General features: G+C 64.3%; 24 protein-coding genes. 11 read left to right on the top strand and 13 right to left on the bottom strand.

The features are described from left to right. Positions 1-6: 6 nt before the first annotated feature. The 4 genes from SE91_RS16535 to SE91_RS16510 all read right to left on the bottom strand — a co-directional run bounded on the left by SE91_RS16535 (position 7) and on the right by SE91_RS16510 (position 4,180). Positions 7-969 (bottom strand): alpha/beta hydrolase, encoded by a 963-nt coding sequence (locus SE91_RS16535; RefSeq protein ID WP_061848321.1) that lies wholly within the window; start codon positions 967-969, stop codon positions 7-9. 605 nt (positions 970-1,574) lie between these two features. Further along, the gene (locus tag SE91_RS16520) at positions 1,575-2,696 is read right to left on the bottom strand and encodes an HD-GYP domain-containing protein (RefSeq protein WP_061848319.1); all 1,122 of its coding nucleotides are present in this window, start codon (positions 2,694-2,696) and stop codon (positions 1,575-1,577) included. Between the two features lie 51 nt (positions 2,697-2,747). Further along, positions 2,748-3,077 (bottom strand): PilZ domain-containing protein, encoded by a 330-nt coding sequence (locus SE91_RS16515; protein WP_061848318.1) that lies wholly within the window; start codon positions 3,075-3,077, stop codon positions 2,748-2,750. Continuing rightward, positions 3,074-4,180: a DUF2336 domain-containing protein gene (locus tag SE91_RS16510; RefSeq protein WP_061848317.1), complete on the bottom strand. Its 1,107-nt coding sequence runs from the start codon at positions 4,178-4,180 to the stop codon at positions 3,074-3,076. The genes SE91_RS16515 and SE91_RS16510 overlap by 4 nt, the downstream gene beginning before the upstream one ends. A gap of 298 nt (positions 4,181-4,478) precedes the next feature. On the opposite strand from SE91_RS16510, the gene SE91_RS16505 reads away from it, so the two are divergent. Further along, positions 4,479-5,429 carry a helix-turn-helix domain-containing protein gene (locus SE91_RS16505; protein ID WP_008563298.1) on the top strand — a complete coding sequence of 317 codons (951 nt, stop codon included), beginning with the start codon at positions 4,479-4,481 and terminating at the stop codon, positions 5,427-5,429. A gap of 45 nt (positions 5,430-5,474) precedes the next feature. Beyond that, entirely contained in the window at positions 5,475-6,065 is a 591-nt protein-coding gene (locus SE91_RS16500; RefSeq protein ID WP_008563297.1) for an NADPH-dependent FMN reductase, read from the top strand. A gap of 6 nt (positions 6,066-6,071) precedes the next feature. On the opposite strand, the gene SE91_RS16495 is transcribed toward SE91_RS16500, so the two are convergent. Both SE91_RS16495 and SE91_RS16490 read right to left on the bottom strand, forming a co-directional pair. Continuing rightward, complete coding sequence (locus SE91_RS16495) at positions 6,072-8,153, bottom strand: methyl-accepting chemotaxis protein (RefSeq protein ID WP_061848316.1); 2,082 nt, start codon at positions 8,151-8,153, stop codon at positions 6,072-6,074. Between the two features lie 102 nt (positions 8,154-8,255). After that, complete coding sequence (locus SE91_RS16490) at positions 8,256-8,693, bottom strand: DUF1810 domain-containing protein (RefSeq protein WP_061848315.1); 438 nt, start codon at positions 8,691-8,693, stop codon at positions 8,256-8,258. Positions 8,694-8,894: 201 nt separating this feature from the next. Here SE91_RS16490 and SE91_RS16485 point away from each other — a divergent pair, with 201 nt between their 5' ends. The 4 genes from SE91_RS16485 to SE91_RS16470 all read left to right on the top strand — a co-directional run bounded on the left by SE91_RS16485 (position 8,895) and on the right by SE91_RS16470 (position 12,028). After that, positions 8,895-9,845, top strand: coding sequence for a DUF2778 domain-containing protein (locus SE91_RS16485; RefSeq protein WP_060737706.1), 951 nt, complete (start codon positions 8,895-8,897; stop codon positions 9,843-9,845). A 66-nt stretch (positions 9,846-9,911) separates the two neighbouring features. Then, positions 9,912-10,169 (top strand): hypothetical protein, encoded by a 258-nt coding sequence (locus SE91_RS16480; RefSeq protein WP_008563293.1) that lies wholly within the window; start codon positions 9,912-9,914, stop codon positions 10,167-10,169. 95 nt (positions 10,170-10,264) lie between these two features. Further along, positions 10,265-10,762, top strand: coding sequence for an SMI1/KNR4 family protein (locus tag SE91_RS16475; RefSeq protein ID WP_061848314.1), 498 nt, complete (start codon positions 10,265-10,267; stop codon positions 10,760-10,762). 174 nt (positions 10,763-10,936) lie between these two features. Further along, positions 10,937-12,028 (top strand): TRAP transporter substrate-binding protein, encoded by a 1,092-nt coding sequence (locus SE91_RS16470; RefSeq protein ID WP_061848313.1) that lies wholly within the window; start codon positions 10,937-10,939, stop codon positions 12,026-12,028. Positions 12,029-12,175: 147 nt separating this feature from the next. On the opposite strand, the gene SE91_RS16465 is transcribed toward SE91_RS16470, so the two are convergent. From SE91_RS16465 to SE91_RS16440, 6 genes are all read right to left on the bottom strand, one after another. Beyond that, the gene (locus tag SE91_RS16465; protein WP_061848312.1) at positions 12,176-12,958 is read right to left on the bottom strand and encodes an ABC transporter ATP-binding protein; all 783 of its coding nucleotides are present in this window, start codon (positions 12,956-12,958) and stop codon (positions 12,176-12,178) included. Beyond that, positions 12,946-14,001, bottom strand: a complete 1,056-nt coding sequence (locus tag SE91_RS16460; RefSeq protein ID WP_061848311.1) for a dihydrodipicolinate synthase family protein — start codon at positions 13,999-14,001, stop codon at positions 12,946-12,948. Before SE91_RS16460 ends, SE91_RS16465 begins: the two co-directional genes overlap by 13 nt. Before the next feature lie 6 nt (positions 14,002-14,007). Next, positions 14,008-14,829 carry a GNAT family N-acetyltransferase gene (locus SE91_RS16455; protein ID WP_061848310.1) on the bottom strand — a complete coding sequence of 274 codons (822 nt, stop codon included), beginning with the start codon at positions 14,827-14,829 and terminating at the stop codon, positions 14,008-14,010. Continuing rightward, positions 14,816-15,853 carry an NAD-dependent epimerase/dehydratase family protein gene (locus tag SE91_RS16450; RefSeq protein WP_061848309.1) on the bottom strand — a complete coding sequence of 346 codons (1,038 nt, stop codon included), beginning with the start codon at positions 15,851-15,853 and terminating at the stop codon, positions 14,816-14,818. The genes SE91_RS16455 and SE91_RS16450 overlap by 14 nt, the downstream gene beginning before the upstream one ends. A 17-nt stretch (positions 15,854-15,870) precedes the next feature. Further along, positions 15,871-16,641, bottom strand: a complete 771-nt coding sequence (locus SE91_RS16445; protein ID WP_060735907.1) for an ABC transporter permease — start codon at positions 16,639-16,641, stop codon at positions 15,871-15,873. Between the two features lie 82 nt (positions 16,642-16,723). After that, positions 16,724-17,371: a TetR/AcrR family transcriptional regulator gene (locus SE91_RS16440; RefSeq protein ID WP_061848308.1), complete on the bottom strand. Its 648-nt coding sequence runs from the start codon at positions 17,369-17,371 to the stop codon at positions 16,724-16,726. 100 nt (positions 17,372-17,471) lie between these two features. Between SE91_RS16440 and SE91_RS16435 the strand changes: the two genes are divergently transcribed. From SE91_RS16435 to SE91_RS16415, 5 genes are all read left to right on the top strand, one after another. Then, the gene (locus SE91_RS16435) at positions 17,472-18,476 is read left to right on the top strand and encodes an ABC transporter substrate-binding protein (protein ID WP_008563244.1); all 1,005 of its coding nucleotides are present in this window, start codon (positions 17,472-17,474) and stop codon (positions 18,474-18,476) included. A 312-nt stretch (positions 18,477-18,788) separates the two neighbouring features. Beyond that, on the top strand, positions 18,789-19,487 hold the full coding sequence (gene minC, locus SE91_RS16430; RefSeq protein WP_061848307.1) for a septum site-determining protein MinC: 699 nt from the start codon (positions 18,789-18,791) through the stop codon (positions 19,485-19,487). 21 nt (positions 19,488-19,508) lie between these two features. After that, a complete protein-coding gene (minD, locus tag SE91_RS16425; RefSeq protein WP_061848306.1) occupies positions 19,509-20,324 on the top strand; it encodes a septum site-determining protein MinD in 816 nt (271 codons plus the stop codon). After that, complete coding sequence (minE, locus tag SE91_RS16420; RefSeq protein ID WP_060735910.1) at positions 20,321-20,602, top strand: cell division topological specificity factor MinE; 282 nt, start codon at positions 20,321-20,323, stop codon at positions 20,600-20,602. Before minD ends, minE begins: the two co-directional genes overlap by 4 nt. Before the next feature lie 211 nt (positions 20,603-20,813). After that, a complete protein-coding gene (locus SE91_RS16415; protein ID WP_060735911.1) occupies positions 20,814-20,999 on the top strand; it encodes a hypothetical protein in 186 nt (61 codons plus the stop codon). A gap of 21 nt (positions 21,000-21,020) precedes the next feature. On the opposite strand, the gene SE91_RS16410 is transcribed toward SE91_RS16415, so the two are convergent. After that, positions 21,021-21,269 carry a hypothetical protein gene (locus SE91_RS16410; RefSeq protein WP_061848305.1) on the bottom strand — a complete coding sequence of 83 codons (249 nt, stop codon included), beginning with the start codon at positions 21,267-21,269 and terminating at the stop codon, positions 21,021-21,023. Positions 21,270-21,326: the final 57 nt, after the last annotated feature.

Here is a 21,326-nt window from a genome sequence, read left to right as displayed (position 1 = left end):
CCCTCCTCAGACGCCGCGCATCAGCAGGGCCTTGAAGTCGGCGCGTGCGCGCTGGGCTTCGGCGCGGGCGACGTCCGAGGCATCGCCCATGCCGAAATAGCCGTGGATCAGGCCGGGGCCCTCGTGGTGCTTGACCCGGACGCCGGCAGCTTCCAACGCCCGCGCATAGGCGGCGCCTTCATCGCGCAGCGGGTCGAACCAGGCGGTGGTGACGATCGCGGGCGCGACTCCGGCGAGCGATGTCGCGCGCAGTGGTGAGACGCGCCAGTCGGAAGCATGACCGGGATCGGCGAGGTAATGGCCGCAGAACCATTCCATGGTGGCCCGCGTCAGGAAGTAGCCGTCGGCATTCTCGGCGCGTGAGGGATAGCGCGCGTTCTCGCGCGCATCGGCATAACCGCCGAGAACGTCGGTCACGGGATAGACCAGCAATTGCGCGGCGAGCTTGATGCCGGCATCGCGGCAGGCGATCGCGGTTGTCGCCGCGAGATTGCCACCGGCGCTATCGCCGGCAACACCAATGCGCTTTGCGTCGCCGCCAAATTCCGCGACGCGGTTGAAGATGTCGCTCACCGCGGCGAAGGCGTCCTCGAAGGCGCCGGGAAAGGGCGTCTCGGGCGGGCGGCGATAATCGACGGAGATGACGACCGCGCCGGTCTCGATCGCAAGGTTGCGCGCCTGCCGGTCGTGGGTTTCGAGATCGCCCGCAACCCAGCCGCCGCCATGGAAGAACACCACGGTCGGTGCCGGCGTGGTGCCGACCCGGTAGACGCGCGCATCGAGCGGGCCGGCGCCACCTTTCACCTTGATATCCTGCACGCTATCGACGCGCGGAGGCGGGATGGCGGCGCGCGAGGCGGCCAGTGCGCGCAAGGAATCGCGGGCGCTCTGTGGCGTCATGACCGTGGGATCACGCATCGGCATCAGCGGAATGATCTGGGCGATGACGGGATCGAGCGGCGCGGCCATGGCGTGTCTCCTCGCGAGGTTCTTGGTCTTGCTTGCGGGGCAGCATAGATTTTGCGCGGCGCATCGGCAACCGCATCGTCATGCGCTCCACATCGTGCGCGAGGTCGCCACGATTCCGGCGGACGAGGTCATGATGACTTGTGTCACGATGGGCTATCCGGACGATGGCTTGCCGCCAATGCGGTGCGCTCGGGCCGCGAGCACAATCAGGAGTTTGTACCCTACGTCGGCTTTGCCGATGAGCACGACGAGGGAGATTATTCTCTGCGGAATTTTTTTTGGTGCCGAGTCGTCAGTGGCCTCTTGCAATCTCGAACATGCAGGAGGAACAATATGCAGACTAAGAGGTTTGTTGCTGGCGCGAGGGAATTGACATGCGGCGGCTGGCTAGCCTGGTTCGGCGGTTCTTCGGCCCGCGGATGCGGCGCCCGATCGATGATGATCCAAGTCTTCCATTCACACCCGAGGAGTTCGGCCGGCTGATCCGCAGCGGCAGGCGCGAGGACATGAAGCTGCTGGCCGAAGGGTTGGCCTGTCGCTCCATTCCGCGCCGCGCCAGATTTCGCGCGACGCATTAAGGGTGATCGAATTGTTGTCTGCTACGCTCACCGCGTAAGCGCGACCTGCTTGAACGAGCGAACCAGAGCCTTTTCCAGCTTCCCGTCCATCCCGCAAATTATGTTGTAGGCCTCGGCGCGCGGCATCGTCGGCTTGTAGTGCCGGTGCTCGATCAGCGCTGCGAAAATGTCCGAGATCGTCAGGATCCGTACGATATCGCCGATGCTCTCCGCGCAAAGCGCATCGGGATAGCCGCTGCCGTCGAGATACTCGTGATGATGACGGGCCGCATCGAGTACCTCGGGTGATACCCCGTCCTGTCCCTTGAGAAAGTCGTAGCCGGCTGTGGGATGCGTCTCGATCAAAGCGCGTTCCGCCGCATCAAGGCGGCCCGGCTTGTCGAGGATGGCGAGTGGAATCTGCGCCTTGCCGATATCGTGGAACATGGCGGCCGAGTAGAGACGTTCCAGGTCGGCCTTGCCGACCCCGAGGCTCAGTCCGAAGTCGATGGCGACCCCGGTCACGAGCAGGCAGTGCTGATAGGTTCCCTCGTGATGGCGCCGAACCGTCGTGAGCCACTCGGTCAGGCCGTGCCGGGTAATACGATCGGCAATCTGGCGACCAGCTTTCTTGGTCCCGTCGACGTCAAGGGGTTGGCCCAGGGTCACCGCCGTGAACATCGATGCAATGGCGGTCGCCGCGGTCTCCACGGCATTGTCCGATTGCCGCGCGTCGGTTGATGAAGCTGGGGCCTCGTCAGCCCGATCGATCAATGCCGCCAGCAGTTTGGCCCGGCCGACCGTGCCGGGAAGCACCAGCGTCGCCCCGAGCGCATAGGCTTGCGAAATGCAGACGTGGGAGGTGTGGTCGAGCAGGAAGATGCGCTTGCTGGCCTTCGCCAGCTTGCTCGCCCGTTTCTTGATGGCGGCGATATTGTCGACGTCGCGCAGCTCCGCGCGGATGACGATAGCGACTGGCGCTTGCGACAGCCTGGAATCGGCATCCAATCGCTCCCCTGAAATGGTAAATTTCTCTTGGAGGATCGAACAGATTCCCGCGAGCTTGTCGGACCTGTCAGCCAGCACATGCAGGAAGGGACGATCCGCCGCTATCTCTGTGATGCCGCCGTCACCATCGATGGGACCAGATTTGCTTCGCGCGTGCTGCACGGTTTAATCCAACGTTACGATTCAAGGGATTTCAAACAGAGGTGTTGGAATCTACTTGCGCTGGACTGCGTTCTGCGTTGGCGCCGAAGCGCTTGCGGATTTCTTCTTGCCTTCCGCGGTGATGAAATGAACGCCGGCCATGGTGCCGTCGATCCAGACCAGTTCGCAGCGCCGATAGGCGAGGCCAGTCGACGACAACAGCATGAAGAACTCCTTGGCCTGGAGCACATCCAGCGTGCCCTCGACCTCGATTTTGGCACCGCTTTGCGACACGTCCAGCAGGACGCAACTGCGTCGCCAGGTACCGTCAGAACCCATGAGGTTGACCGGCTGCCTGTGGTCCATTTTCACGCGAGACGCTTTGCGACCGTCGAACTTCATCGGTTAACCCCCATCTTTGCGCCGCGACTTCCCCGACTGCTCTCCTTGTTCGCGGCAATTTCTCCCCAACGCACCGTCCACTGGCTGGTCGACAGAAGGAGCGTCTCGAAAATGTGCTGCGCGCGTTCGCGTTCGGCGAAGGAAAGCGTCGTGCCGCTGCGGTTGCTCAAGATGGCAAACGTGGTCTGCCAGTTCAGCCGCGAGGCACGGCATGCCATGACGAGACCTTCGCAATCGTCGTCGGTCATGACGCGCTCGACGACTTCGATGGGGGCTCCCGAAAGCACCGATAGCGCGGTGAGGAGATTGGCGGTCTCGCCACGGATGGCAAAGCGGTTCATCGTGGAATCGTTGAGCTTGCCGGTGCGGTTGAGCGCAACGATCTCCGGCCGTGCGCTCGCATAGGCCGCCGCGCAGGGAAGCTTGGGGGCCATTGGAGCGGCCGTTGCAGCTGGATGCGAGCTAGTGGGCTTCGACGCTACGCCGGATCCCGGCGCAGGCGCTGCCGACAGCAATTTGCGCATGACGACGTCGGGCGTGTCCTGCCGGAGCGCCAGCGCCTTGGTGAGTTCATCATCGGTGAGGTACTTTTCAGCGAGCGCAAAGAAGGCGGCATCAGAGAAGTGCGCCGCTGTATTCCCGATCAGCACGAGACAAGCGCTGCGGCCGCCGTCCTTGATTAGTGCCTCGATGACCGGTGGATCGATAGGCGCGCGGGCGGCGATCGCATCTTGCTGCCGTTCACCGCTCGAAGCCACGATCCGCTGGAGGTCGTGGGTCGAGAGTGACCGTGATCGGAGCAAGACAGGGCACGCCACAGCCGGATCGCGGTGTGTGGCGAGGCGTCGCACAGTCTTGGGTGGAGCAATTTCGAGATCGGCCAGCGCCGTGCTGAGTTGAATCAGCGCGTCGGCCTGGACGCGCTCCATCAGGCGCAGCAGAACGCCGTCGGTCACATGGGCAAGCAAGTCCTGAGGCCGGTTCCGATTGCTTGTGAGCAGTTGCAAAATGCCGGAGAGGATGCGAGTGCAGCGATCCAGCGGGCAGATCGCAACCGCGTCTTCCAATTCGACCAGAATATCAGCAGGCGAATGTGCCTTCATGGCAGGAGCCTGAAAATAAAATAAATCTGACGATTAAACGTCGCTATTCCGCCTCAAGGACGTTAATTTCGCTTTTAGGTTTTGGCGTTTCGGGTATTCTCGCACCGCCGACCGGGTGAGAAACGTTATCGAAATTCGGCGGGGCAGAGCGTCCAGGCTTGTTCTTTCGGCGGGACGCTCGCCAATTGATCGGGACACACGAGAATTGATTCTATCGGTGCGAGACAACGCCGAGGGGGGAAGCGATCGGCGCTGAGGCCGGACGCAAGTTTAACGCTACGCCGCGTTCTATATTTTCATGAACAGCATTGATGATGTGCCCAGGTCGGCACTCAACACATTTCGTTTTTCGGACGTCGACGAGTTTCGAAGCGCCATACGCGGGCTGAATTTCGAATTTACGCCTTTCGTACGGAAGATTTCGGCTGAACAGACGATCCTGTCGTTGCCCGGCTGCGACGTGAATTTGACGCGCGCATTTCCTCGGGTCGTCGATGCACAGCTCGTCGGGGATTGCACCGCGATCGGCATCACGATGGACGACCTCAATGTTCCTATTCGCTTCAATGGCTCGCAACGTGCGCGACCGGTGGTGGTCATTGGCAGCGGGGGGGCGGCCTATACCACCATTGAGGAAGTGCAGCGGCAAATCGCCTCAGTGATCTTCCGGCCGGAGGTGAGGGATCGCGGCTGGCCTCCCACGCACACAAGCTTCAAGATTTTCGAGATCTCCGCGGCTGGCTTGCACCGGCTGCGCAGCGTGGTTCGTGAGGTGCTGTCCGAGGCGGCCAATCCCATCGCGGCCTCGGAGCTTCCGTTAAGGGGCGCGGCCATGAAGGAGTCGCTGCTCGGAGCCGTTGACGACGCCTTCGAAAGCGCCGTTTCGTCCCGCTGGACCCTGCGTCCCAATGACGGACGGAGTTTCAGGGTATTTCGAGATATCAATGCGCTACTCACCGACGACCTGTCACAGCCGATCTACAGCGACGAGATCGCGCGCAAGCTCGGGCTGTCCGTGCGCACCATGCACGACGTCGTCCGCCGCTATCGTGGCATGAGCCTGCACCGCTATTTGCGCCTGCGCCGGCTGTGGCTGGTGCGGCGGCAGCTCCTTGCCGGGGCTGACAGAGTCAAGACGGTCGCGCTGGCCTATGGCTTTTGGCATCTCAGCGACTTCTCCAGAAGCTACCGCGACCAGTTCGGCGAGACGCCTTCGCAGACGCTGGACCGCAGTCGCGGACGACAGTGACATATCGCGTAGGGCTTCTCGCCGGTTTTGTGCTACCGTCCGGCCATGAGCAACCGCATTCTCGTCCTTTACGGTTCTTACCGTTCCGACCGCATGGGCATCCGCCTTGCGAATTTCGTTATCAATGGTCTGCGCAGCCGCGGCGAGGACGTCGAGTTCATCGACGCCAAGGCGGTCGGCCTGCCGATGCTCGACCGCATGTACAAGGAGTATCTCAAGGGCTCGGCGCCGGAGGCGCTGGAGAAGCTGGCCGGACAGATCCGCGGAGCCGACGGTTTCGTGTTCGTCACCGGCGAATACAATTGGGGCATGCAGCCCGGCCTGAAGAATCTCACCGACCATTTCCTCGAAGAATGGTTCTGGCGCCCGGCCGCGATCGTCAGCTACTCGGCCGGCCGGCTCTCGGGCGCGCGCGCGGCGACCGCCTGGCACGGGACGCTGTCGGAGATGGGCATGGTGGTGGTGTCGAGCACCATCGGCGTCGGCCCGATCGCGCAGACGCTGTCTGAAGCCGGCGAGCCGATCGGCGATGGCGGCAAGGCGCTGGAGCGCGCGTTCCCGCGCTTCGCCGACGATCTCAATTGGTGGATCGAGGCGGCCAAGGCCCAGCGCGCACGCAAGGCGCCGCCTTATTGACTCGCTTTAGGCGGCCCTGACCTCGCCGAGGAAGCGGTCGACCTGTCCGGCGAGATCGCGCGACTGGGTGGAGAGCTGCTGGGCGGCGCCCAGCACCTCCCTGGCGGCAGCGCCCGTGTCGTCGGCGGCGCGCTGCACGCCGGAGATATTGCTGTTGACCTCCTGGGTGCCGCGGGCGGCCTCCTGGACGCTGCGGGCGATCTCTTTGGTCGCCGAGCCCTGTTCCTCGATCGCGGCGGCAATCGCGGTGCCGATCTGGTCGATCTCGCCGATGACCTCGGCAACGTTGCGGATCGCGGCCACGGTCTCGTCACTCGCAGTCTGAATCGCGGTGATCTGCTCGGAGATCTCGGTGGTGGCCTTGGCGGTCTGGCCGGCCAACGACTTCACTTCGGAAGCAACCACGGCAAAGCCGCGGCCGGCTTCGCCGGCGCGGGCGGCCTCGATGGTGGCGTTCAGCGCCAAGAGGTTGGTCTGCTCGGCGATGCTCTGGATCAGTGTCACGACGTCGCCGATCTTCTGGGCACCCTCGGCGAGCGTGCGGGCGGTATCGCCGGTGCGGCGGGCATTGTCGACGGCGCGAGCCGCAATCTCGGTCGATTGCGCGACCTGACGGCCGATCTCGGCGATCGATGAGGTCAGCTCCTCGGTGGCGCTGGCGACGGTCTGCACGTTGGTCGAGGTCTGTTCGGAGGCGGCGGCGACGACTGCGGCCTGGCTGTTGGTCTGGGCCGCGGTCGACGTCATCGACTGCGCCGTGCCTTCCATCGTGGAGGAAGCGCGGGACAGGCCGCCGACGAGCTCGGTGACCTTGGCTTCGAAGGCGCGCGTGAGGTCGTCGAGCGCCTGGGCGCGGCGCATCTTGCCGTCGTTCTCGGCCTGCTTTTCCGCGGCGAGCCGGTCGGCCCGGATCATGTTGTCCTTGAACACCTGAACGGCGGCGGCCATCGCGCCGATCTCGTCGGAGCGCTCGGCACCGGGAATCTCTGCGGCAAGGTCACCATCGGCAAGGCCCGACATCCGACTGGTCAAGCCGACGATCGGCGCGCAGACACGGCGGCGGACCATCACGATCAGGCCGGCGCTGGCGACCAGCACGGCGAGAAGGCCGGCGAGCGCGATGGCAAAGCTGGTGCGTGCGGCCGAGGAAGCGCCGGCAAGGATGTGCTCGGCATTGTCATAGAGCGCATCGCGAACGCCGATGATGGAGCCGAGGCCCTTTTGCGAGGCCGCATAATAGGTGTCGACGTCGTGCTCGTACTTGCCGCTGACCGCGCCCTCCTTGACCATCTTGAGCTCGCGGCCGAATTCCTCGACGTAACGCGAATTCATCGTCTCCAGCGCGGCGCCGACATTGGCCGGGGTTGCCGGGTGGCCGCGCAGCTCCATCAGCGCCATCACGATCTGGTCGCTTCGGCCCTGCATGCGGGCGACGTCGGCCTTCTCGGCGTCGGTTGCGACCTTCTTGCCGCCAACAAGGTTCTTGTGGACGCTGGCATTGAGGCCGCCGATGTCGCGCAGCGTCATGGCGATGTTGGCATAGTTGGCCTGACGGAAGGCATCGCCATTGAGGATCGCCATGCGGCGCACCTGCTCATTGAGCAAAGCGGTGACGCCGGCGTTGAGCAGAGCGTTGTCGGCGACGACCTTCCTGGCCGCGTCCTTGCGCGCCTCCGCGGGTCCCGCAATGGCCTTGTCGATGGCTTCGCGCAGAGCCGTGAATTTCGAATTGATGGCGTCGATCTCGATCCCGATGGCATTACCGTCATCGAACGCGCCGGGCAGCTCCTTGCGTAGTGCATTCATCCTGTCGCGGGCGGCATCGGTCTGCTTGCGCAGCTTGTCGTGCTCGGAAAGCTGCGCAGGATCGACGGTGGCAGGCCCGTAGAGGATGTTGGTGGCGAAGCCACGCTCGGGGTTGAGGTAGCGCGGGATGTCGCTGGCGGCGCGGACGATCGCCAGGCGGCCTTGCGCCTCACTGATCCGTTCCATCGTCTGGTATTTCGTCACGGCGACATAGACGGCGACGCCGCCGCCCACGGTCGACAGCGAGACGATGGCGGTGGTCAGGAGCGTACCGATTTTCATGATCTATCCGGCAATTGGCGCGGGAGGAGAAAGATATTTCTCGGAAAAGTAGGCGCGCCGGATTAATCCCGGGTTTACGCTGGGCGCTTCGCCGATGCGGCGCTATGCCTTTCGATCGAGCTTAGCCAGGATATCCAGCGTGGCGGCGTCGCGCTCGCCGGCGAAATAGCGAGCGAGCGCCTGATCGAAGAGGGGCTCGTCGGAGGCTGCGCCGAACAGCGTCATGGACGAGCGGAATTTGGCATCGTCCGGAGCGCCGAGGATCGCGTTGATGGTCCGCCCCTGAACGGCGAGCACGAGCCTGGTGCATTCGGTCAGGCGCCCCCCGAGGACAGGGTGGGCGAGATAGGCCCGGGCCTCCGCGCGGGAGCCGATGGCGTAGCGTTGCGACATGGCGCTGAGGCCGAGGCCGGCGACCTGCGGGAAGATGAACCACATCCAGTGAGTCTGCTTCCGTCCCCGGGCGAGCTCGTCCTGGACGTCCCGATAGACGGGGTCCTGCGCCCGGACAAAGCGATCTAGATCGAAAGGATCGGTCATTGGATACCTTAAGAGGCCTTGCCAAGCCCTTGCCGGCCGCGATTATGCCTAACTTTTGGCTCCCAATGTGGTAGCTGGTATAGAGTCTCCGGGTGGGGTTGGGTGCCCCCGGGGGTCGATTTTGGGGATCTGATGGTTTCCGACGCAGCACATGCCGAGAGGCTGTTGTCGCGCCGCCGTGTCAGGCGAGCCGAAACTGTTCTGCTGTCTCTGGCAGCGATCGCGCTGGCGGTTGGCGCTGCCGCGTGGGTTACGGATATGGGCGATTCGACCCCGCTGGTCTCCGCCGCGCTGCCGCCGGCCAATACCCTGTCATTCGAGGACCGTTTCGCTTCGGCCTCCAGCAATCCGCCCGCCCGCGAGCTCGGCCTGCGAACATTGGAGCGCTCCGCCGTGAATGCGGTCCAGCTCAAGCTTCGCGATGCCAAGGCGATGCTTGCCCAGAAGCTCCAAGGTGACGATTGGCGTTCGACCCTCACCGAGGACGACCGGCAGGCGGCCGAGGAGACCAGGCCCTCGCAGCGCGCCGACGGCATCCCGATGCCGCGCTCGCGTCCGGTCCAGGCGGATTTGGCTGCACAGATCGCCTCCAGCCAAGCCTATGCCGATACCGGTCCCAGGGTCGACAACCGCAACTTCTTCGAGAAATTCACCGACAAGATCAAGCTGGCCTCGCTGACGCCAGGCGACGGCCTGTTGGGCAGGGGGCCAGATCTCGCCGCGCTCGGCTACGATTCGCGCACCGCGGTCTATGACATCTCGGCCAAGGCGGTCTATCTGCCGAGCGGCGTGGCGCTGGAAGCCCATTCCGGCCTGGGCGCCCTGATGGACAATCCCGACCATGTCGACCGGCGGATGGTCGGCGCGACGCCGCCGGCGATCTATGATCTGAAGCCGCGCGAAAAGCTGTTCCACGGCGTCCGGGCGCTGCGCATGACCCCGGTCGAAGGCACCAGTGCGCTTGGCCGCGTCGGTCTCTTGACGCACAACTACCTGCTTGGGCCGCGCGGCGATTCCAACGGCTGCGTCTCGATCAAGGACTATGATCGCTTCCTCAAGGCCTACGACAATGGCGAGTTCAATCGTCTGGTCGTCGTGCCGAGCCTGCGCGGATCGGCAACCGCCTCGCAGCGCGCCAGTACCGATTCCTGATATTTGCCTGCCGTGGCAGGGCTGCCCTTTCCCCTTCGTTAAGTCGTCCTCGTCCAGAAGCAGCCCATGAGTGATCCATCAAGCTCCGAGACCCCGCTGCGCACGACGTTCAAGATCAAGCTGAACGGTGACACGTTGGCGATTGCGACCGTCGGCCAGGCCTATCAGTTCCTGACCAATTTCAAGTCGGTGGAATGGATGGAATTCCGCTCCCTGCACGAGGACGCGGTCGTCGCCCTGGAAGGCGCCGCCGAGAACGCCATGCTCGCAGTGCAGGCGACCAACGCCGTGCGCGCGCTGTTCGTCAGCGCAAAGCTGCTCTGAGAGAAGCTCTCCCTCTGGCCTGATCCGTCGCCCTCGAACCCGCTGCAAGGCGGGTGCGACGAAGCCTTGCGCGTGTCCGCGCCAGGGAGAGGTGTATGGAATTAGCAGAATTCATCGCAGGCATCGACGTTGGCGCGGAGCAGCCGACTGAGGCGGCGCTGACAGCCTTCGAGACCTCCATCAGCTGCCGATTGCCGGATGATTATCGTCGCTTCCTGCTGGCCTGCGCGGGCGGCTATCATCAGGGGGGCGCAGACTTCAATTGGCCGCATGGGGACTGGGCGGGTTCAGTGCAGGAGGTACTGGGATTGCGATCCGACGAGTGCTCGCTGGTGCAGACGCGCCAGACGCCGCAATGGCCGACCGTCGATGAGTTGTTGTGGATCATGAGCGACCACGGCGGCAATCCGATTTGCATGACGATCGACAAGGCCCATCTCGGCAAGATCTGGTTCATGGACCACGAGATGGCCGAATACGACAAGCCGTGGACACTGGCGCAGGCGATGTCCGATCAATGGGGCTATGTCCTGCCGCTTGCACCGACGTTCAGCGACTTCGTCGCCGGACTCTACGAGGAAGCAGCGGCCTGAGGCGAGGCCGGGGCCCCCGCGGACATGCTGGGTCCAGCTGGTCCGCGGTATCCGGTGCAAGCCCGACCTGTCTTTTCCGTCGCTTGAACTCCGCTCCAGGAACGGGCAAACGGTTCGCCAAGAAACCGTGGCCCAGGCCATCCATTCGACGCTGAGTTCAAGGGAGACACCATCATGAAACGCCGTGCATTTCTCCAAGGCGGCGCGGTCGCCGGCGCGTCCACGCTCATCGCGGCCCCTGCGATCGCGCAGAGCATGCCCGAGATCAAATGGCGCCTGACGTCGAGCTTCCCCAAATCGCTCGATACCATCTACGGCACGGCGCAGACCTTCGCGAAATACATTGCCGAGGCCACCGACAACAAATTCCAGATCCAGACCTTCGCCGCCGGCGAGCTCGTTCCCGGCCTCCAGGCGCTCGATGCGGTGAGCACGTCCTCGGTGGAGATGGCTCAGACGCCGCTCTATTTCTACATCGGCAAGGAGCCGGCGCTGGCCTATGCGACCGGCGCGCCCTTCGGAATGAACCATCGCCATCAGGAGTCCTGGTGGCACTTCGGCGGCGGCGCCGACCTCACCAACGAAGCGCTCAAGCCCTTCAGAGCGCACGCCATCCTCTGCGGCAATTCCGGCACTCAGATGGGCGGCTGGTTCCGCAAGGAGATAAAGACGGTCGACGACCTCAAGGGTCTGAAATTCCGTATCGCCGGCATGGGCGGCCATGTGCTGGCGCGACTCGGCGTCGTCCCGCAGCAGATCGCCGGCGGCGACGTGTATCCGGCCCTCGAGAAGGGGACGATCGATGCCGCGGAATTCGTCGGTCCCTATGACGACGAGAAGCTCGGGTTCCAAAAGGTCGCCAAGTACTATTACTTCCCCGGCTGGTGGGAAGGCGGCGCCATGCTGCACATGATCGTCAACGACGAGAAATGGGCATCGCTGCCCAAGCACTACCAGGCTATCGTCAACCAGGCCGGCGCGGCGGCCGGGGCCTGGATGTTGGAGAAATACGACAGCGTGAATCCGGCGGCGCTGAAGCGGCTGATCGCCAATGGCGCGGAGCTGAAGGCATTCCCGCAGCCGGTGCTCGAGGCCTGCTACAACGCGACCCAGGAGCATCTGAACGAGCTCGCCGCCAAGAGCGATCTGTTCAAGCGCACCAAGGAGAGCCACGACGCCTATATGAAGGAGCTGCTCTTCTACACGCAGATCGCGGAGAATTTTTACGACAACTATCTGCTCAGCAAGACGCGCAACAGGAGCTGATTGTGAGGGGGCGCGGTGTTCACGCCGCGCCCGGCTCTCGTAGGGTGGGCAAGGCGCTCTTGCGCCGTGCCCACGTTCTCTCGCTTCATTGGCAATGGTGGGCACGCTTGCGCTTTGCCCGCCCTACAGGACCTGTCGTGTGGCGGCTTACGCCGTTGCCAGTCCCAGCTTGGCATAAATCCTTCTCGCATAGGCACCAAACGCATCCGTGGTCTTCAGCGGAAGGTCGCGCGGGAAGGGCAGGTCGATCGCGAAATAGTCGGCCATCTTCGCAGGTCCCGCGGTCAGCACCGCGCAATGCGATGACAGGAACACGGCTTCCTGGATCGAATGCGTGACGAAGACGATGGTCTTGCCGCTCTCGCGCCAGATCCGCAGCATCTCCAGATTCATCTGCTCGCGCGTCAAGGCGTCCAGCGCGCCGAAGGGCTCGTCCATCAGGATCAGCTTTGGATCGTGGATGAAAGCGCGCGCGATCGCGGTGCGCTGCTGCATGCCGCCGGAAAGCTGCTGCGGATATTTCTGCTCGTAGCCGGCAAGCCCAACGAGATTGAGCAGATCGCGCGCCCGCTCGCGCGTGGCCTTCATAGGCAGGCCGACGATCTCGGCCGGCAAGAGCACGTTATCCAGGATGGTGCGCCACTTCAGGAGCAGTGCCTGCTGGAACACCATGCCGATGTCGCGGGTCGGATCGAACGGGCTCTTCGCATTGCCAATTTTGACGGTGCCGCCGTCGGCGCCGTGCAGGCCGGCTAGGATCTTCATCACCGTGGTCTTGCCGCAGCCGGAGGGGCCGACCAGCGAGACCAGCTCACCTTCCTGCACGTCCATGGTGACGTCGGACACCGCGAGAAAGTCGGCGCCCCCGCTGCGATAGACCTTGCGGACGCCTTGCAGGCTGATGAAGGGGGCCGAGCTCATGCCAGCCATTTGTCCAGGTTCGCGGCGACGAAGGCATCGTCGCTGAGGTCGGCGTGCTCGCGCGTGACGCGGTCGATCTCTTCCTTCTGGCCGGGGCTGAGGCCCTCGTTCGGATCCAGGCACCACAGGCCCTGCAGCAGGCCCTGGCGCCGCAGCACCTCGTGGCAGCCGGCGATGCAGCCGTGGAAATTGTTGGCGACGTCGAAGAAGGCGCTGTTGCAGTCGGTGACGCGGGCATCGAGCGCGAGCAGGTCCGCGGGCACATTGTCCTTGTGCCGCGCGGCCTTGCAGCGCTCGAACTGCTTGATGGCGCTGGCGGTCCAGACCGACCAATGGCCGAGCAGGCCACCTTTGAAGTAGGTCCGCGTCGTGACGCCCTTGTCACGCAGGTCGAACGGCAGCACCAAATCGAGCAGGATGTGGTCGTCATTACCGGTGTAGAGCGCCACGCGGTCGAGCGCGCCGGCGGCCGCCACGCCGCGGAGCACATCGAGCGTACGGTAGCGGTTGAAGGGCGCGATCTTGATGGCGATGACATTGTCGATCGCGGCGAAGCGCTGCCAGAAGCGGCTGGACAGGATGACGCCGCCGACAGCCGGCTGGAGATAGAAGCCGACCAGCGGAATCTCGGCGGCGACGGATGTGCAATGCGCGATGATCTCGTCCTCGGAGGCGTTCTTCATCGCCGCGAGGCTGAGCAGGCCGGCGTGATAGCCGATATCGCGCGCGGTGCGGGCCTCAGCGACGGCCTGGCTGGTCGGGCCGGCAAGGCCCGCGACCATCGCCAGCGGGCGCTTGGTCCAGCTTGCTGCGGTCTCGGCGGCGAGCTCGAGCACGGGACGGTAGAGGCCGACGTCGCGGATCGCGAACTGTGTGGTGTGCACGCCGACGGCGAGCCCGCCTGAGCCGGCGTCGATGTAATAGCGCGTCAGCGCCCGCTGATGCTTTTTGTCGAGCTGACGTCCGGCGGTGAGGGCGAGGGGATGCGCCGGCAGCACGGTGCCGTCGGCAATCAGCTTGCGGATGTCGGCATTGATCTGGCTGTGGTGCATGATGTCCTATCCGAATTCAGGGCCGGCGACGGCGAAGGGCATTTCTTCGGCGGCGATGGTGACGGGGCCGCACCGCATGCGCTGGAACGGCCGCTCGATGGTCCAGCCGGCCGCAAGCAATCCATCCAGGAACGTGCGTTGCGATGCGACGGCGTCGAGCAGGAGCGGGCGGGTCTCGGACCGCGCGATCGCATCAACCAAAGCCAGGGCATCGGCGGCATCATCAGCGAACAAGGGGCCGATATGACGCGCAGTTCTGCCGCTGCGGACCAGGGCAATGGCGTCGTTGGCTGCGAGGATACGTGATCCGGAGCGCTGCGCGAAGGCGGCGAGCAGGGCGGTTCGGTCGAGGCCGGTAGCACGAAGATCGCGGGCACGAAGCGACTCGAGCGTTGCGGCCGCCGGCGCAGGACCGAGGGACGACTCGGCACTCGTCAGTTTCAGCCGGCGCAATTCCAGGGTCGGCGTGAAGCCGAGCGGCCCGTAGACGGCGGCACCGTCGGGCGTGGCGTCGAGCCAGCTCGTCAGGCCATTCTTGCGCGCGGTCTCCAGGCACGCATCGACAAGGCGGGTTGCTAGACCGCGGCGGCGGTGTGTGCCTGATACGAGCACCATGCTGATCCAGGCGTTGTTGCCGGAATAGGGCAGCAGCGCCGCGGTCGCGACCAGTCGCGCGCCGTCGCGGATGCCGAACACGATGCCGTCGCGCAGGAAGATCCGCCAGTCTTCCTCGGTCTGATTCCAGTGCGCTTCCGTCGAAAGCGCCAGCCCCGCGATCGCGTCCTGCACGCCGAGCTTGAGGACGAGCGGAGCCTCAGTAGCGTCCATCGCGCACCTCGTATTTGGTGGGCTTGCCGAGGCTCGGCATGGCGCGCGAAACCCAATCTGCGGTCCAGGCGATCAACTGCTCGGTGTCGACCACGGGCGGGCCGAACAATTCGACCGCCTTCGATGTATCGGTCAGCCATGCGGTCGGTTCCTCCTGGCCCGTCAGCACGGGCGCACGGCCGAACCTTGCACCGAATTTCTGGGCGAGATCGCGCACGGCCAAAATCTCGTGGCCGCTGACATTGATCGGCGAGGTCGGCGTCGTGCAATGAGCGAGGCAGCGCAGCGCCTGCGCGGACGCATCGCCCTGCCAGATGAAGTTGACATGGCCGAGACTGACGTCGATCGGCGTGCCCGTCAGCACTTTGGTTGCGATGTCGTGCAGCACGCCATAGCGCATGTCGATCGCGTAATTGAGGCGGAACAGCCGGCCGGGCGTGCCGAACTTGCGCGAGAAATATTCGAACATGCGCTCGCGGCCGACGCAGGACTGCGCGTATTCACCAGGCGGGTTCGGCGCCATGTCTTCGGTCGAGCCTTTGCCGTCGACTGGCACGAACGGATAGATGCAGCCGGTCGAGAACGCTACGATGCGTGAGGAGGGGAAGGCCTGCCCGACCAGCGCCGGCACATGGGCGTTCATCGCCCAGGTCAGCGACAGATCGCCCTCTGCGCCGAATTTTCTCCCGGCCATGAAGACGATGTTCGGCGCTTTGGGCAGCGCTTGAATGGCGCGCTCGTCCATCAGGTCGCAATTGATGGTCTCGACGCCGCGTGCCTGCAGCCACTCCTTCACGCCGGGTTCGCTGAAGCGCGCGACGCCGATGACGCGGCGGTCCGGCGCGGCAGCTTTCGCAAGTCCCGCCAGCGTCGGGCCCATCTTGCCGGCGACGCCGAGGATCATGATGTCCCCCTCGACCTTCCTGAGGTCGTCGATCAGGGACTGCGTCGGCCGGCACAGGAGCTCGTCGAGCGCCTGAATGTCGGGGATGGTCTTTGGCAGCGTTTGGCGGGTGAGCAGCATGGATTTGGTTCCTGGTCCTAGTTCTGCCTGGCATCGCCAACCACGAACATGCGTTCGAGCGCGAGCACCAGGCCGTAGAGGGCGACCCCGAGCAGTGTCAGCAGCACGACCGCCATGACCATCGCGGGCGTGTCGAGCGAGGATTGCACCTGGATCATGAGGTAGCCGAGCCCGCGCTCGGAGGCGATGAACTCGCCGACGATGGCGCCAGCGACTGCGAGGATGGCGCCAACCTTCATGCCGGAAAAGATGTAAGGCAGCGATCCCGGCAGCTGGATCTTGCGAAACAACGTCCAGCGCGAGCCGCGCAGCGATTTGACGAGATCGAGCAGATCAGGCTCGACCTCGCGCAGGCCCCGCGCGGTGGTGAGCAGGATCGGGAAGAAGCAGATGCTGAAGGCGATCAGGATGTTCGGCACGATGCCGTAGGAGAACCAGACGATGAAGAGCGGGCCGAGCGCGACCTTCGGAATCATGTTCAGCGTCACGAACAGCGGCAACAGCACAAGGCTGAGCAGCGGCGCCCAGCTGAAGATCACCGCCAGCGCGACGCCGACGAAGGCGCCGAGCGCAAAGCCGCCGAGGATCTCGATCGCCGTCACCAGCGTGTTGGCACCCCAGGCGTAGCCTGCGGTTCCCAGCGTCTGCACGGTGGCGAGCGGCGAGGGCAGGATGAATTTCGGCACCTGGAAGGCGTCGACCGCCACCTGCCAGAGCACGAGCACGGCAAGGTGCACGATCAGGATGATCGCAAAGCTGCGTGCAGTGCGCGCCCGGTCGGCTGCCAAGTGTCGCTCCCTATTGCCCGCGGCCTCGCTGCCGCGGTGTCAGCCTAGCTCCCCTCGGGACAAGTTTCAACCATCTGGTTGATTAGGGCCGGAGCGAATGGAGCACGAGATCGGCGACATGCCGGCGGCGGGCGCGGCGCTGGGCGCGGCTCGACAGGTCCTTGCCGAAGATGGCCGACAGCGTCGGCGTGTTGGAGAAGAAGAAATAGCTGAGGCCTGCAATGGAGATATAGAGCTGGACGGGATCGATCCTTTTGCGGAACACGCCCGCGCGCACCCCTTCGTTGAGGATGTGGGACACGCTTTTGACCAAGGGAGAATGCATCGCCTCGAGCCGCGTCGAGCCGCGGACGTGGCGGGCGCCGCCACGGTTCTCGTCGTTCAAGAGCACGATGAAATCAGGGTTTGCCGCGAGGTGGTCGAACGAGGCTTCGATCAGCCTGCGGATCGCCTTTTCCGGCGGGAGGCCTTCGAGCTTGAGCCTGCGCTCCTGCTCGCGGATGTCCTCATAAACCCATTCGAGCACGGCGAGGTAGAGCGTGTCCTTGTCCCCGAAGTAATGATAGACGAGCTGCTTGTTGACGCCCGCGCGCTCGGCGATCTCGTCGACCCGGGCCCCCGCAAGGCCGTGCCGGGCGAATTCCAGGCGGGCCGCGGTCAGCAGCTTCTTGCGGGTCGCGACGGGGTCGCGGCGCTGCGGCACGGTGTCGCCAGATCGTTCTGCAGGCATTTCCAACCAAACAGTTGACAAGTTGAGGGCGGGCTTGTTGCATTGGTATCCTCACAAGGGGAAAGCGACAAGCCGGGTCGCGGCAAAGAGGAGAGATGCGATGAAGCATTTGCAGGCGGCTATTGTGGCTCTGGCGCTGGGCTTGCCGGCGGTGCCCGCGAGCGCGGGCGAGGCGGTGAACCTGATCCTGAACTGGACGCCGACGGCCGACCACTCGCCGTACTACTACGCCAAGGCGCAGGGCTGGTACGAGAAGGCCGGCATCGACCTCACGATCGAGACGGGCAAGGGCTCCGGCGTCTCCGCTGCCAAGGTCGGCTCCGGAGGCTCGCCGTTCGGCGTCGCCGACCTCGCCACCATGCTGGTCGCCAAGAGCAAGGGCGCGGACACCGTTGCCGTGATGAGCGTCTATGCCAATACCGGCCAGACCTTCTACTGGCTGAAGAGCTACGGTGTGAACGGCGTAAAGGATTTTCCGAATCACAAGATCGGCAATCCACCGGGCGATGCCTCGCGCGTGATGTGGCCGGCCTTTGCCAAGGCGGCCGGCATCGCGCCCGACTCCGTCGGCTTCGTCAATGTCGGACCGACCGCGAAGATCGCGGCGCTGAAGAGCCACACCGTGGACATCATCAGCGACTTCTACAACGAGCACGACCTCAAGGTAATCGAGTTCGGAGGCGATCTCGGCTACGTCAACTGGAAGGATATCGGACTCAACCCCTACGGCAATTCGCTGATCGTCAACGGCGCCTACATGCAGAAGAATCCGAAGGTCGTCGAAGACTTCGTACGCGTCACGCAGAAGGCCTTTGCGGCCTGCGTCGCCGACGTCACGCCATGCCTGAAGGCGCTGCTCGACCAGGTCTCCGGGCTCGACAAGGCGAACCAGGAGCGCCAGTGGGAGCGCATCAAGTTCCTGATGACCGACGAATTCACAACGACCAAATCGCTCGGCTGGATCGACGGCGAGCGGATGAAGAAGGACTACGAACTGGTCCATACCTATCTCGGCATGGAGAAGCCGTTCGACGTGACGACCGCGTTCACGACGAAGATGCTGGATCCGAGCATCAAGATGGACGCGAGCAAGGTGAAGAAGTAGGTCGGCTCGCTCCGTCCTCGCACTGACTGTGTGGAGAGAGTGTGCTTCTCCGCTCGTGCCCCGGACGCAGCGCAGCTTCCCTTGACGGTGCGCTGCAGGGTCGGGGCCCATCTCGCCGAGAGCATGATCCGGGCGGGTCTGGGTCCCGGCTCCGCGCAGCAGCGTTGCACGCCGCAGCGCGTCCAGGACACCAGAGCGGCGCCAATCGGCCTCCGGCCAGTATCCCACGTCACCCCGCGGAGAAATTAACCGGCCGTTAACCATATCGGCCGCATCGTTAACCATTCAATAACTGGGAACGAGTCGGCCGCCATGGAGGCTGTAGCCAAACCTCAACGACAGATGGTGCGCCTGCGCGGGCGCTCCTACGTGGCCTTCGTCTTCGTGCCGACGGTCCCGATCCAGGACTGGCTCCAGGAGATCGACGCGACCATCGCGCGTTCGCCCGGCTTCTTCGCTGGCCGGCCCGTGGTGATCGACCTGTCCTCGGTCGATCTCAGCCAGGCCGGCATCGGTCATCTGCTCACCAGCCTTCAGGACCGCAACATCCGCGTGCTCGGCATCGAGGGCGTGGAGGAAGCAAGGCTGACCCCGATGATGCCGCCGCTGTTGTCGGGCGGGCGCAGCTGTGTGGTTGAGCCGAACGCACCCAAGAAGGCCGAGACGAAGGCGGAGAGCAAGCCGACCTCCCTGCTGCTCGATAGCCCAGTGCGCTCGGGCCAGACCGTGATCTTTCCGGAGGGCGACGTCACCATTCTCGGCTCGGTCGGCTCCGGCGCCGAAGTCGTCGCCGGCGGCTCCATCCACGTCTATGGCGCGCTGCGCGGTCGCGCCATGGCCGGGGTCAACGGACACACAAGCGCGCGCATCTACTGCCAGAAGATCGAGGCCGAACTGCTTGCAATCGATGGGTTTTACCAGACTGCGGACGACATCGACGCCGCCTTGCGCGGCAAGCCGGCGCAGGCCTGGCTGCAGGGGAATACCATGCGAATTACAGCACTGAACTGACCAGCAAAGGAGACATTTCAGATGAGTAAGGTACTGGTCGTGACATCAGGCAAGGGCGGGGTCGGCAAGACCACGACGACCGCCGCGCTAGGGGCCGCGCTCGCGCAACGCGGCGACAAGGTCGTCGTCGTCGATTTCGACGTCGGCCTGCGCAACCTCGATCTCGTCATGGGGGCCGAACGCCGCGTCGTGTTCGACCTCATCAACGTGGTACAGGGCGTTGCAAAACTCCCGCAGGCGCTGATCAAGGACAAGCGGCTGGAGAATCTCTGGCTGCTGCCGGCCTCGCAAACCCGCGACAAGGACGCGCTGACTGAGGAGGGCGTCGGCAAGGTCATCGCCGATCTGCGCAGCCGCTTCGACTGGGTGATCTGCGACAGCCCGGCCGGCATCGAGCGCGGCGCCTCCATGGCGATGCGTTTTGCCGACGAGGCCGTGATCGTCACCAATCCGGAAGTGTCGTCGGTGCGCGATTCAGACCGCATCATCGGCATGCTGGATTCCAAGACCGTACGGGCCGAGAAGGGCGAACGGGTCGAGAAGCACATTCTCATCACCCGCTACGATGCATCGCGCGCCGCGCGCGGCGAGATGCTGACCATCGACGACATCCTCGAAATCCTCGCAACGCCCTTGCTCGGCATCATTCCCGAGAGCCAGGACGTGTTGAAGGCCTCCAACGTCGGCACGCCGGTGACGCTGTCGAACGCAGATGGAGCGCCGGCGCGGGCCTATATGGATGCGGCCAAGCGCCTCTGCGGCGAGAACGTGACGATGCATGTTCCTGCCGAGCGCAGAGGTTTCATGGACCGCCTGCTGCGACGGAGGGCTGCATGAGCATGGGTTTGCTTCGACTTCTCCGCGGCAAGAAGGCTTCGGCACCTGTCGCACGCGAACGGCTGCAGATACTGCTTGCCCATGAACGCGGACAGCGCGGCCAACCCGATCTGCTCGCTGTGCTGCGTGAGGAAATCCTCGCCGTCGTGTCCAAGCACGTCACGCTGGACCCGACCAAGGTGATCGTGCGGCTCGAACGGGGTGACGATGTATCGACCCTCGAGGTCGATATCGAGGTGCCCAACGATTTCGAGCGCAAGCGCGTGGCGGTCGCGTAGGGGACGCGACTGACGACGGCCCATTTCGGGGTGGGTGAGAAGGCGGTCCGCCGGGCATGGCGGGCCGCCTTCGTCGTTTCGGACGGTTCGAGTTCCAGGTCTGCTGATGTGATCGGCCTCGGCCGGAACGGGGGTCGCTGCGAGATCGTTGTCTCGGACCCGCGGAGCGCCGAGCCGGGCGCCGCGGTTTCCTCATGACGGGAGAGCGTCCATGATGTCCGAGGTCCAGGTCCACACCGTCGCGCGGCAGATGCTGGAGCAGCATGGTTTTGCGGCGATCGCGAAGGCCGCCGAACAGGCGCAGGCATGCGAGGGACGTGGCGAGGCCGACGAGGCCAAGGAATGGCGCCACATCGCCGACGCCATGAAGATCATGCGCGGTCCGCACCAGAGCTGACGGTCGTAAGTCCGAGCGACTTCAACGTTCCCCGCGCTCCGAACCTTGCTGCGAGGTGCGGTTCTGCGTCTGCGGCTGGCCGCGCTCGCCCGTTTCCTTGCAGGGGAGCGGCTCCCACGATCCGTCCGGCGTCTGCTGATAGGCGCTACAGGATGACGACGCCGCGGATTTGTCCTCGCCCTTCTGGGCGTCGGAATTCCTCGCGAAGGCTGGGGCGGCGAGCGTTGCGCTCACCAGCGCAGCGGCCAAGACGAAATGAACAATGCGCATGGGCTTCTCCTGTTCGAAGACGCCGCATGCTTGCGAAAATTGTGACGAATATTTGCC

It is taken from the genome of Bradyrhizobium sp. DOA1, from assembly GCF_001593325.1.
Taxonomy (GTDB): Bacteria; Pseudomonadota; Alphaproteobacteria; order Rhizobiales; family Xanthobacteraceae; genus Bradyrhizobium.
The sequence above is the reverse complement of the archived record's forward strand: the minus strand, read 5'-3'. Positions and strand labels throughout refer to the sequence as shown.